Origin of the sequence: Streptomyces sp. NPDC047706, assembly GCF_043204795.1 — a bacterium.
GTDB lineage: Bacteria > Actinomycetota > Actinomycetes > Streptomycetales > Streptomycetaceae > Streptomyces.
The window spans coordinates 26,456-39,298 of the sequence record NZ_JBIDCW010000016.1; the positions used below are offsets into that span (position 1 = coordinate 26,456).

The following is a 12,843-nucleotide window of genomic DNA, read 5'->3' on the forward strand; positions in this document are numbered from 1 at the left end:
TCAGTCCTTCTCCCGGGTCAGGAACCGCTGGACGAGCGACACGGTCAGGACGAGTACGAAGAAGATCAGCGAGATGGCCGCCGCGTAGGCGGTCTGCTGCTGGTCGTAGCCGGTGCGCACCGCCTGGAAGACGACGGTGGTGGTGGAGTCGAGCGGGCCGCCTTGCGTCATCACCCTGATCTGGGTGAAGAGGCTGAAGGCCGCGATCGTGATGGTGACGAGTACGAAGGTGCGGGTGGCGCGCAGTCCCGGCCAGGTGACGTGGCGGAAGCGGTGCCAGGTGGTGGCGCCGTCGAGTTCGGCGGCCTCGTACAGCTCGGCCGGGATGGTCTGCAGGCCGGCCAGCCAGATGACCGTGTGGAAGCCGACGCCCTGCCACACCGACATCAGGATGATGGCGGGCATCGCGGTGGCCGGGTCGCCCAGCCAGTCCGGGCCCTGGAAGTGGCCGAGGGTGAGTGTCGAGATGACGTGGTTGACCAGGCCGTCCTTCCGGTAGAGGAAGGTCCACAGGAGGGACACCACGACCATCGAGGTGACGACCGGCAGGAAGTAGACGGTGCGGAAGAAGTTGACGCCCCTTACCTTCGCGTTGACCAGCAGTGCCAGCAGTAGGGCGAGGCCGGCCTGGAGCGGGACGACGACGACGGCGAAGTACACCGTGTTGCGCAGGGACTTGTAGAAGACCGGGTCTTCGAAGAGCTGGGTGAAGTTCCTCAGGCCCACGAAGCGGGCCGGGGTGGGTGAGATGAGCCTCGCGTCGGTGAAGGCCAGGGCGAAGGCGAGGGCGACCGGTACGACGAGAAAGACGATCAGCAGCACGACGGCCGGGGTGGCCATGCCGAGGGCGGTGAGGCTCTCACGGCGACGGGCGTTGTTCGCGCGGGTTCGCCGGACCGGACGCAGCCGCTCGGGGGCTGCGGTCTTGGTGGTCACGGTAGCTCCAGGGAGCCGGCCCGGTTCGGGCGGTGCGGTCGGGGGCCCGAACCGGACCGGGGCGGGTCAGCCTGAGTAGTTGTTGTTCGTCTTCAGGTTGTTGTCGATGTTCTTCGCGGCCCGGCCGAGGGCGTTCTTGGGGTCGGCGCCGGCCAGGATGTCCTGGGCCGCCTTCTGGAACTCGGTGGAGATGAAGGGGTAGGCCGGGGTGACCGGACGCACCGTCGCGTACTTCTGGGCGAACCGGGTGAGCACGGCGAACCTTCCGCCCGGCTGGTAGTCCTTGATCTGCGTCGCGGCGTCGTTCGTGGCAGGGATGGTGCTGGTCGCCTTGGCGTAATCGACGAAGTACTTGGTCTGGCGGGAGAATTTCAGCCACTCCTGCGCGCCCTCCTTGTTGGAGCAGGTGGAGCTCATGGCCCACTGCCAGGAGGCGCCGCCGATCTTCGGGCCCTTGCCGAAGTCGACCGGCGGGATGATCACCAGGTCGTCGCCGAGCTTCTCCGCGTTCTTGGTGGCGTTCCAGCTGCCGTCCCACTGGATGGCGCTCTTGCCGGCCAGGAAGTCCTTGTTGGGGTCGGCTCCGGACTTCTTCGCCATGTAGCCCTTGGTCACCAGCGAGCGGAACCAGTCGCCCCACTCCACGGACTCCTTGCCGTCGAGGGTGCCGACGGCGGTCTTGTAGCCGTTGCGGTCGATCAGGTCGCCGCCGAAGCTCTGCAGTTGGGGGGAGTAGGCGTACGGCCACCACTCGCCGCTGCCGCCGGTGCCCATCTCGAGCGGGTAGGCGAACGTGCCGCTCTTCTTCAGCTTCGCGAGGGCGGCGTCGAACTCGTCCTTGGTCCAGGGCTTGTCCATGGTGGCGATGCGGATGCCGTGCTCGTTCAGGACGGACTTGCGGGCGAAGAAGGTCAGGGCGACGTCGTAGAAGCCGAAGGAGTAGAGCTTGTCCTGGTAGGTTCCGACGGTGCTGTCGAGCTGGTCGTTCACCGGCACCTCGCTGCCGGTCACGTCGATGGGGGCGAGGTATCCGCCCCAGGCCCAGTTCGCGACGTTGGGGCCGTCCACGTCGAGCAGGCAGGGCAGTTTGCGTGCCGAGGCGGCGGCCACGACGGAGTTGTTGTAGTCGGTCTGCGGGAACGACTGCAGCTCGACCGTGTACTTGTCCTGGGAGTCGTTGAAGTCCTTGATGATCTTCTTGACGACATCCAGCTCGGCCGAGTTGCCGGCGTTGTGCGTCCACAGGGTCAGCGTGTCACCGCTGGCCCCCGACGAGCTCCCGCCGGTTCCGGACGCGCACCCGGCGACGAGCGCGGTCGCCGCAGCGGCGGCTACACTCGCAGCAGCGAGGCGCCTTGTTCTGAACACCACGAGGTTCCTCCATCTCACGGAGGCGGGTCTTGCAGGACCCGCCCTGGGCGACCGGTCGTGTCGGTCGCTGTTCTTGGTGGCCGTCCCGCCACCCGCTTCGAAGTCACCGGAACGGGTGGCGGGACGACTGTCCTAGGGTGCCGGTGTCACTGCCCGGCAGGGGCCCCGAGCGAGGCGCGCTCCCTCAGCGGCATGGGCACGCGGTGTACGGCCGCCTCAAGCGGCCCGCCGCGGAGGATCAGCTCCACGGCTAGGCGTCCGAGCTGGTGGTGCGGCAGTTTCAGCGTCGTGAGCGCCGGCCGCAGCACGGAGGCGATGTCCTGGTCGTCGAACGAGATCACCGACACGTCGCCCGGCACCGACAGCCCCGCCTCCCCGAGCGCCTGGTAGGCGCCGAAGGACACCCGGTCGGCCAGGCACACCAGTACCCGGGGACGGATCCCGGCCGCCAGCAGGGCGGACACCTCGCGGTATCCGTCCAGCGTGTCCCAGTCGCACTCGATGACGCCGTCCAGGCGGGCGCCGCCCTCGCGGAGCACTTCCTCCAGGCCGCGCATACGCTCGTTGCCGGCGATGATCCCCTCGGGCGTGGCCGGGACGGCCTGGTGGCCGCCGATCGCCCAGATGCCCTCGGTGTGGCCGGCCGCGAGCAGTGCGCGGGCCGCGCTCCGGCCGGCTTCCAGCTCGTCGGGGACCACGGAGGGTGCGTCGAAGCCGGGGGCCAGGCAGTTCAGCAGCACCACGCGGTGCCCGAACAGCTCCTTGGGGGGAGTGACGTACCGGGTGAACATCGTCGCGTAGATCACCGCGTCGACCTGGCGGTCCAGCAGTGCGTGGACCAGCGAGGACTCGGCGGCGCGGTCGCCGCCGGCTTCGGTGATGAACAGCAGGTGGTCCTGCTCGCGGGCGGCCTCCATGGCGCCGCGGATGACGTCGCCGGCGAACGGTGTGGTGGTGATCCGGTCCGAGACGAGTCCGATGGTCTGCGTGGACTTCGTGCGAAGGCTGCGCGCGGTGACGTTCGGGCGGTAGCCCAGTCGCCTGGCCGCTTCCAGGACCCGTTCCCGGGAGGCGTCGGAGATGCGCATGTCGGTCCGGCCGGACAGGGCGAACGACGCGGTCGTCGGCGATACGCCCGCCTCGCGGGCGACGTCGGCCATGGTCACGCGGCGTTCGGTCATCGGTGGATCAGCTCCGCTCGGCTAAATCGGATTAGCAAGATGCGATGAGAGTGCTTCACCCGTCATGCGCTGTCAACACCCTGGACATCTCGCCTGCATAACGGTGGCTTTCTGTAGCAGTTTGCGCACTTTTAAGCAGCGCGAGGCCGAAGTTCGTATGCGTTAGCTCTTGCTTTAGCGACGACGGTGCCCGAACCATGCCGACCCATCACCTAAATCGAATTTGCAGACCGTCAGGTCACCGTCTGTCGCAGCCCAGGAGGCAGCATGAGGAGAAGAACCGCCCTCAGGGTCGTATCCGCCGCCGTCGGCGGTGCCGTCGTGCCGCTCTCGTTCGCCCCCGCTTCCGCCGCCAGGGGCGGGCGTTCCGGCCCCCGGAAGCCCACCGCTCGTTGGGACTTCGACGAACGGTCCGGCGCGGTCGCCCGCGAGGCGGTCTCCGGATCTGCCACCCCGGTGGACTACGTCTTCAACGACGCCCGGTACAAGCCGGACAGCGACCCCGTACGCCGCCGTGGCGTGCGCGGCCGGGCCTTGTACTTCGACGGCTACTCCACCGTCGTCACGGCAGAGGGACCCGGGCGGCTCGACCTCGCCGGCGGCATGACCGTCGACGTGTGGATCGCCCCCTACGCCTACGAGCACGGCATCGACGGCAAGCCCCAGGCCCTGGTCAACCAGCACGATCCGGGTGCGAGAACCGGCTTCCTGCTCGGCCTGCGCCGCTTCGGGCAGATCGTCTTCCAGCTGGGCTTCGGCACCGACCTGACCGAGGTCAGGGGGGACGCGGGCCAGCCGGCGGCCAAGGGCAGGTGGAGCCATCTCACGGCCACCTACGACCCGGCCGCCCACCAGCTGCGCCTCTACCTCGACGGCCGCCTGATCGGCACCGCCGCAACCCCGGACAAGGCCCCCGAGCCGGCGCCCGGAGAACCTCTCCTCATCGGGAAGCACAACCGTCCGACCCTGCTCAACGGCGAGTTCCACGCCAACATGTACATGGGTCTGATGGACAGCCTCGTGATCCGCCCGGGCGCCCTGGACGACGCGACCGCCCAGCGTGAGCACGCCGAGAAGGTCGCCTCGCTGCCCGGTCGCCGTGTGCCCCGCCCGGACCTGACCCCCCACCGGTCCCGTTTCGACGGCGACCGGCACCGCCCCCAGTTCCACATGCTGCCGCCCTGGCACTGGATGAACGAGCCGCACGCGCCCGTGTACTTCAAGGGCAAGTACCACATCTTCTACCAGCACGACCCCCTCGGACCCTTCTGGGGCCAGATCCACTGGGGGCACGCCGTCAGCACCGACATGGTGCACTGGCGCGACCTCCCCATCGCCCTTGCCCCCGCCGCGGACTCGGCCGGCCCGGACGGCATCTGGTCGGGATCCGCCTGGGTCGACGGCGACCGCGGCCCGGTCCTCTTCTTCACCGGCGGCGACGACCGCCTGCCCTATCGCCAGCGCACCGGGCTCGCCGTGTCCGCCTACCAGGACGACGGCGACACCGACCTGCCCACCTGGACCATGCGCTCCGAACCAGTCACCGAGGCCCCGGCGAACCTGCCGGCCGGCCCGGGTACCGCGTGGGCGGAGAACTTCCGGGACCCGTTCGTCTGGGAAGAGGACGGCGTCTGGTACCAGCTCGTCGGCAGCGGCATCGTCGACTACGAAGGGGCGCAGGTCACCCGCAAGCACGGCGGAACCGCCCTCCTCTACACCGCCCGCCGCCCCGAGGGGCCCTGGACGTACCAGGGGCCGCTGCACTGGAACGACCTGGCCACGCTTCCCGAGCCCGGTGAGGTGTGGGAGCTGCCGGTGCTCCTCCCGCTCCCCGGCCCCAGGGGGCGGCGCACCGGCAAGCACATCCTGCTGATCTCGCCGTGGTGGGAGGGGTTCAACCCGAACGCTGTCAAGCACACGTACTACTGGATCGGCACCTTCGACAAGCGCCGGTACCGCTTCGTGCCCGACCACGACAAGCCTCGCGAGTTCGACTTCGGTGAGCACTTCACCGGCCCGTCCGGCTTCCGCACCCCCGACGGCCGGTCCGTGGTCTTCAGCATCACCCAGGACCGCCGCACGGAGCAGCAGCACGCCCAGTCCGGCTGGGCGCACAACGCCGGCATGCCCGTGTCGGTCTCCCTGCGCCCGGACGGAACCCTCGGGGTAGAACCGATCGCCGAGGCCGCCGGCCTGCGGGGCGCGCGACTCGCCCGCATCCGGCAGACCTCGGTGGTGGAAGCGAACCGGCGGCTCGCCGAGGTATCCGGCGACCTGCTGGACATCAGCGCCGTCATCGAGCCGCGCGGCGCGCGGACGATCACCCTGGCCGTCCGCGCCAGCGCCGACGGCACGGAGGAGACTCTGCTGACCTACGACACGGCCGAGCGACGTTTCCTGATCGACCGCAGCCGCTCCAGCCTCGACCCGGACGTCCGCAAGGGCGTCCACGGCGGCGGCGTGGAATTCGACGCAGGGCGCCTCAAGCTGAGGGTCCTGCTCGACCGGTCGATGCTGGAGGCGTACGTCAACGGCACCAACAGCATCACGAGCCGCGTCTATCCCACCCGCGAGGACGCCACCGGCCTGCGCCTGACAAGTGAGGGCGGATCGGCCCGCGTCATATCCCTGGACGTCTGGCGCATGAACGGCGCCTACGACATGCCGACCGCACCCGCCGCGTACGACCCGCCGCGCCCTACGGACGTCGACGCACTGCCCAACCACGACTTCGCCACCGGTGATCTCACCGGATGGACCGTCGTCTCCGGCACGACCTTCAGTGACGCCAACGTCACCACCCGCACGGACTGGGGCTGGGGCGGCCCCTTCTACCAGGCCGAGACCGAAGGCGACCCGGACGGCCACCACCTGTGGGGCTTCAACCCCACCGGCGGCGGAGACAGCGCCACCGGAGTCCTGCGTTCCGCCACCGTGGTCCTCGGCGGAGACGGCGTGATCGACCTGCTCGTAGCCGGCGGCGACGACCCCGACGGGCTCTATGCCGCCGTCGTCCGCGCCGACGACGGCAAGGTGCTGGCGAAGGCCACCGGCCGCGGCACCGAACAGTACCGCCGCGTCGTCTTCGACCTCTCCGCCCACATCGGGGACCGGATCTACGTCGAGGTCGTCGACCGCGCCACCGGCGGCTGGGGCCACATCAACGTCGACGACGTCAACGTCCCTGTCCGGCGCGCCTGACCACCGCCCAGCTCATCCCGCGTACGCGTCGGCCCTGGACCGTGCCGCGCCCAGAGCCGGCGTCCTGCTCCGCTCGATCGACCCGACCCCACACCGACGGAGGTTCGAATGCGAACCCGTGCCCCATCGAGATCCGCGACCAGACGCAGCCTGGTGCGCCTGCTGCTCGCGCTCACGATCTGCCTGGGTCTGACCTCACCCCTGATGACGCAGACCGCCAGCGCAACCGGAACCGACCTGTCCAACCCCGACTTCGAGACCGGCGACCTCAGCGGCTGGACCACCACCGGCAGCGCCTTCAACGGTGCCGTCACCGACGACCCGGGCTGGGGCTGGGGGTGCTGCTTCAACCAGCAGGGCTCCTACCATCTGTGGGGCTTCGCCGCCGGCGGTGACTCCGCCACCGGGACGGTGACGTCCGAGCCGTTCACCCTGACCGGCACCGGCATGGTCAGCCTCCTGGTCTCCGGCGGCCGTAACGACAACGACCTCTACGCCGCCCTGACGACCCTCGACGGAACCGTCCTGCACAAGGCCACCGGAACCGACGACGAGGCGTACCGCCGCATCACCTGGGACGCCCGCGACCACCTCGGCAAGCAGCTGCGCGTCACCCTCGTGGACAAGGCCACCGGCGGCTGGGGCCACATCAACCTCGACGACGTCCGCGTCGGCACCGACCCCGCACCCGCGGTGACCGCCCTGTCGAACCCCGGCTTCGAGACCGGCGACCTCAAGGGCTGGACGACCACCGGCACCGCCTTCGACGGCGCCGTCACGGACGAGACCGGCTGGGGCTGGGGCTGCTGCTTCAAGCACGCCGGCACCCATCACCTGTGGGGATTCGCCGCAGGTGGCGACTCCGCCACCGGGACGGTGACGTCCGAGCCGTTCACCCTGACCGGCACCGGCATGGTCAGCCTCCTGGTCTCCGGCGGCCGTAACGACAACGACCTCTACGCCGCCCTGACGACCCTCGACGGAACCATCCTGCACAAGGCCACCGGAACCGACGACGAGGCGTACCGCCGCATCACCTGGGACGCCCGCGACCACCTCGGCAAGCAGCTGCGCGTCACCCTCGTGGACAAGGCCACCGGCGGCTGGGGCCACATCAACCTCGACGACGTCCGCGTCGGCACCGACCCCGCACCCGATCCCTCCCAGCGGGGACTCGCCGCCCACTGGGACTTCGGCGAGGGCCGGGGCGCCACGACCCGGGAGAAGGTCAGCCAGGCCGCCGACCCCATCAGCTATGTCTTCACCGACGCACAGTACAAGCCGGACAGCGACCCGCTCTGGCGCCCGAAGAACGAGGACGACGGTGTGCTCTCCGGTGCCCTGCTGTTCGACGGCTACTCCACCTGGGTCACCCGCGCCGCGTCACAGACGCAGCTGTCCACGGATGGCCTGAGCGTCGAGGCGTGGGTCGCACCGCGCGCGTTCGAGTGGGGAGACGAGGGCAAGCCCTCCGCCGTCGTCAACCAGCAGGACAAGGCGGCCAAGCGGGGCTTCTCCCTCGGTGTCGGCCGGCACGGCAGGTGGCAGTTCGGGATCGGGACCGGCGACGCGTGGTACGAGGTGACGGTCCCGAAGCAGGCGGCCCTGGCAGCGGGCGAGTGGGCGCACCTGTCTGCGGTCTTCGCCCCGGGCGAGGGTGCGATCCGGCTCTTCCTCAACGGCGAGGAGGTCGCCCAGACCGCCATCCCCACCACAGCGCGCCTGGCCAAGGCCGACGTTCCCCTGATCATCGGCCGTCACAACCAGCCCGCCATCATCAACGGCACGTTCGCCGTCAACATGTTCAACGGACTCATCGACGAAGTGAAGATCCACAACAGCGCCCTCACCCCGGCATCGGTCACCGCCGGCCACCAGAAGGACGTCCAGACCTTCGCGGGAGGCACGACTCCCAAGGCCCAGATGGAGATGGACCGGTCGCGCTACGACGGGGACCGCTACCGTCCCGGCTACCACTTCACCGCACCGAACCACTGGATGAACGAGCCCCACGCCCCCGTCCAGTACAAGGGCAAGTACCACCTGTTCTACCAGCACAACTCCCACGGCCCCTACTGGCACAACATCGCCTGGGGACACGCGGTGAGCGAGGACCTGGTCCACTGGCGCGACCTGCCCGTCGCCCTCGCACCCACCGAGGACAGCGTGGCCCCCGACGGGGTCTGGTCCGGCGACGCCGCCTACGACGAGAACGGCGTGCCCGTCCTGCTGTTCACCGCCGGCAACGACGCCCAGCGCCCCAACCAGGCGACCGGCCTCGCCCGCCCCGTCGACCCCGACGACAGCGACCTGGTCGAATGGAAGATGCACCCCACCCTCGTCACCAGCCAGACCGCCGACCTGAACGTCGGCGCCGGACGCAAGGTCCGCTTCGGCGACTTCCGCGACCCCTTCGTCTGGAAGGAAGGCGACACCTGGTTCCAGCTGATGGGCTCCGGCGTCCAGACCACCTCAGGCACCGACATCGGCGGCACAGCCCTGCTCTACACCTCGAAGAACCTCACCGACTGGACCTACTCGGGCCCCCTGATGGTCGGCGATGCGGCCGCCCACCCCAAGACCGGCCAGGTCTGGGAGCTGCCCACCTTCCTGCCCATCGGCAAGGACGCCCAAGGCCGCGAGCGCCGGGCCCTGCTCGTCAACCCGGCCTTCCCCGCCGGCCCCGGCGAGTACAGCAGCAAGTACGTCTACTACTGGGTCGGCACCTGGGACGTCCAGGCCCGCCGCTGGACCCCCGACACCACCGAACCCCGGCTCATGGACTACGGCGACCACTTCACCGGCCCCAGCGGAACGGTGGACGACAAGGGCCGCTCCCTCGTCTTCAGCATCGCCCAGGACCGGCGCACCGAACGCGCCCACTACGACGCCGGATGGGCCCACAACGCCGGCCTGCCCATCGAGCTGTCCATGCGGCCCGACGGCGACCTCGGATTCCGCCCCGTGGAGGAGGTCTCCCGCCTCCACACCGGCGAACCGCTCCTGGACGTCAGTGAACCCACCTCCCTCAGCGACGCCAACACCCGCCTGGCCGGCATCAAGGGGGACATGCTCCACATCAAGCTGACCCTGGAGCGAGGCAGCGCCGACACCTTCGGGCTCGACGTACTCCGCAGCCCCGGAGACGAGGAACGGACCCGCCTCTTCTACGACGCCCCCGCAGGACAGCTGGGCGTCGACCGGACACGGTCCGGGAACAACTCCAGCGCCGAGCCCGGCTTCGGCATCCACAAGGGCCCGCTGACTCTCTCCAACGGCACCTTGACCCTCGACGTGTTCCTCGACCGCTCGATGATCGAGGCGTACGCGAACGGCCACAAGTCCATCACCACCCGCGCCTACCCCTTCCGACAGGACTCCCTCGGACTGCGCCTCTTCGGCGACGGCAGCATCGTCAAGTCCATGACCATCTGGAAGATGGGCAACATGGCTGGCTGAGCGAAACATGGCGCGTCCTGCACTGAGGGACGGAAAGCCACGGCGACTGAGGTCTCACAGCCCTGAGAGGGAACCGCCCCAGGCTCCTTCGAGGCCTCAGTTGCTCGCCGAGCAGGGGCGGGCGCCCTTCCCGGCCGCCCGCCCCTGCCCCATGTCCAGGTGGCTCCTGGCCACGCCCCTCCATCATGGCGGTCCCAGGCACGAACCCCTGACTGCCAAGGATCGCCGACGAGGCCGGACCAAACCCTCCGGCCTCCCCCGGACCACCAGCGCCTCCGCATCGAACTCCACCGCATCAGGACGTGGTGGAGGTCATGTGTTGAAGCGGAATGTCTGCGGCCTGATCCTGACCTGCGGCGGAGCCTCCCATAGCCCCTGACCTGGGATTTCTCCGTTGGCGCACGTTGGCTCCCGACAGGCGTTTACGAGTGTCTTGCGGACTGGCTGCGGACTGAGTGTCCCCGCCGCTCGCCCGGCACAATGCATCAGGACCAGGGCCTGGGTCCAGGCGGCGACGGCCTCGTCGGCGCGGGCCTGGGCGGCGAGGCTGTCGCCGAGGTCCGCGTGGGTGAGGGCGTGGACGCGCTTGTACTTTTCGGGGTCTCAGCGGGTGAGGGCGTCCCGGTGCTGCTGCTCGGTGCCGATGTGGTCGGCGAGGTCGGTCAGGGTGCGGGCCGTGTGGCTGGCTACGGTGCCGGCGGCGGGGCCGCTGACGCGGGAGTAGCTGGGTTGGGGGCCGTCGTTTCGTAGGAGGGCGTCCTCGGCGGCGAGCAGGGCGCGTGCGGCCGACGGGTTCTCGTCGGTGGCTGCGTAGGCGCGGGCGTGGGTGATGTGGAGGAGGGCCTCAGTCTGGCCGTCGACGTGGCCGAGACCTGTGCGTAGGGCGCCTTCGACGAGGTCGACGCAGTGGTGGGGCTGCTTGAGGCTCAGGGCCTGGTGGGCGAGGGCGCGCATCATCCAGGCGGCGTGGCCGTGGGGGTCGGCTTCGCAGGCGAGCTTGTAGCCGACCTGGTAGTAGCGCTGGGCGGCGCCTTCCTGGCCGAGGTCGTGGTGTTTCCAGCCTGCGAGGTAGGCGAGTTCGGCGACGGAGCCGAAGGCTGTCCGGCGTAAGGCTTCGTTGGGGAAGCGTCCGCGCAGCATGGGGGCGGCTGTGTCGGCGAGGTACGCGGTGACGGTGGTCAGGCCGTGCCCACCGCCGAGGCGCTCGTCGGCGGCGCTGAAGGCCGCGGTGATATGGCGTACGACGTCCACGTCCTCCGCGCCGACCAGGGACGTGCCCGTGCGGGCGCGGAGCATGCGGGCGGTGGCTTCGTGGTCGTAACCGAGCGGCATGGCGACGCCAGCGGTGGTGAAGGCCGCGATGGTGAGGAAGCGGCGGCGCTCGACGTCGGCGCGGCCCAGGTCGGTGACGGCGAGGACGGGGTCGGATTCCGCCGACTCTTCGCCATCACCGGCCTGGAGGCCGATCTCGGTACGGGTGACCGTACGTCCCGCTCGGCGGGACAGCGCCTCGGCCAGGTACTGGCCCACCCGGCCCGACGGGGCGCGGGTGCCGTTCACCCAGTGCGAGATGGCCGACTTGTTGGTCTGGAGGATCTCGCCGTTCTCGGCGGCGATGCGCCGCACGTCTCTGGCGAGGCCCTCGTAGGTGCAGTCGACCGCCTCGATGACGTCGCGCAGACGGCAATTGAGGTCTCTCTGCGCCGCCACGATCGCCTCCACTCCGGAGCTGTAAACCGCGTATACCGCTTCAACTGCCCTCCACCGTACCCACTGAGCGTGACCACAGGTTCACTTATCAGCAGCCGCCCGGAACGGCACGACCGTGATCCAGGCTCCCTCTTGGTCCGGGCGGCACCCCGAAGTTCCGTACGCCCACACCGGGCTCGGGCATTCCTGTGCCCGAACCCGGCCGATCAGAGACGGAGACACGGTGACCACCATCGACACCACGGCCATCACGGTCGAGCTGCCCGAGGCGTTCGACCCGCGCTGGAGCCGCCTGCCCGGCATCCAGGTCGACGGCCGGCGCATCACGATCGACCCGGCCGAGTACTTCTTCCGCTTCGAGTCGAACACCTGGCTCGTCGCCGACTGGGAGCTGGTCAAGGCCCAGCTCCTCGGTGTGGACGAGACGACCGAGAACTCGGTGGAGCAGCTCGCGCTCGACTTCATCAAGCAGCACAGCGAATCCACGTCCGACGCGGCCCGTGTCCTGGCCACCGCGTACGAGGTGTACGCCTACCTCTTCCGCGACGAGCACCTCGCCGGCCTCGGACTCCCGCAGATCACCGCCGGCCACCTGCGGATGCTCCGCGAGGCGGCCACGCTCATGGCGCTCAACAAGGTCGAGCTGGACGGGCACATCTCCAACGTCGGCCCGTGCTGGTCCTTCCCCGCCGCCACCTCCGTCGTCTTCGACCTCGACGACGAGATGGGCGGGATGCTCGACGAGGTCTACCACGGCGGCTGGTTCAACGAGCATCGCCGGATCGAGTCCATCAAGGCCCACGCCGCGCTCGGCGGCCGGCTCGTGCACGGCTGCCAGTCCGTGCCGGACCAGTCCGGCGGCGTAGTCGCGCCCTACGGTGCCTCGATGGCGAACTTCCGTGACGACCTCGCCGCGTTCAAGACGGGCTGGATCGAGCAGGTCTACGCCCACCGCGTGAACCCCGCCGCGTAACCCCACCCGATC

General features: G+C 69.6%; 6 protein-coding genes and 1 pseudogene. 3 read left to right on the plus strand and 4 right to left on the minus strand.

Going from position 1 to position 12,843, the window contains the following annotated elements; genetic code table 11:
* The 3 genes from ACGF8A_RS19910 to ACGF8A_RS19920 all read right to left on the minus strand — a co-directional run bounded on the left by ACGF8A_RS19910 (position 1) and on the right by ACGF8A_RS19920 (position 3,488).
* On the minus strand, positions 1 to 936 hold the full coding sequence (locus ACGF8A_RS19910) for a carbohydrate ABC transporter permease (protein ID WP_393109874.1): 936 nt from the start codon (positions 934 to 936) through the stop codon (positions 1 to 3).
* A 66-nt stretch (positions 937 to 1,002) separates the two neighbouring features.
* Positions 1,003 to 2,307, minus strand: a complete 1,305-nt coding sequence (locus ACGF8A_RS19915; RefSeq protein ID WP_393109876.1) for an ABC transporter substrate-binding protein — start codon at positions 2,305 to 2,307, stop codon at positions 1,003 to 1,005.
* A 146-nt stretch (positions 2,308 to 2,453) separates the two neighbouring features.
* The gene (locus tag ACGF8A_RS19920) at positions 2,454 to 3,488 is read right to left on the minus strand and encodes a LacI family DNA-binding transcriptional regulator (RefSeq protein ID WP_393109878.1); all 1,035 of its coding nucleotides are present in this window, start codon (positions 3,486 to 3,488) and stop codon (positions 2,454 to 2,456) included.
* 267 nt (positions 3,489 to 3,755) lie between these two features.
* Here ACGF8A_RS19920 and ACGF8A_RS19925 point away from each other — a divergent pair, with 267 nt between their 5' ends.
* Both ACGF8A_RS19925 and ACGF8A_RS19930 read left to right on the plus strand, forming a co-directional pair.
* Positions 3,756 to 6,689 (plus strand): GH32 C-terminal domain-containing protein, encoded by a 2,934-nt coding sequence (locus ACGF8A_RS19925; protein WP_393109880.1) that lies wholly within the window; start codon positions 3,756 to 3,758, stop codon positions 6,687 to 6,689.
* 153 nt (positions 6,690 to 6,842) lie between these two features.
* Positions 6,843 to 10,148: a GH32 C-terminal domain-containing protein gene (locus ACGF8A_RS19930; protein WP_393109882.1), complete on the plus strand. Its 3,306-nt coding sequence runs from the start codon at positions 6,843 to 6,845 to the stop codon at positions 10,146 to 10,148.
* 483 nt (positions 10,149 to 10,631) lie between these two features.
* Here ACGF8A_RS19930 and ACGF8A_RS19935 read toward each other — a convergent pair.
* Positions 10,632 to 11,858, minus strand: a pseudogene (locus ACGF8A_RS19935) (tetratricopeptide repeat protein); the annotation flags it as partial.
* Between the two features lie 223 nt (positions 11,859 to 12,081).
* Between ACGF8A_RS19935 and ACGF8A_RS19940 the strand changes: the two are divergent.
* Complete coding sequence (locus ACGF8A_RS19940; protein ID WP_393109884.1) at positions 12,082 to 12,831, plus strand: hypothetical protein; 750 nt, start codon at positions 12,082 to 12,084, stop codon at positions 12,829 to 12,831.
* Positions 12,832 to 12,843: the final 12 nt, after the last annotated feature.

Coding starts and splice junctions, on each gene's coding strand:
- ACGF8A_RS19920 (WP_393109878.1), bottom strand. CDS start 3,488: ATGACCGAACGCCGCGTGACCATGGCCGACGTCGCCCGCGAGGCGGGC.
- ACGF8A_RS19925 (WP_393109880.1), top strand. CDS start 3,756: ATGAGGAGAAGAACCGCCCTCAGGGTCGTATCCGCCGCCGTCGGCGGT.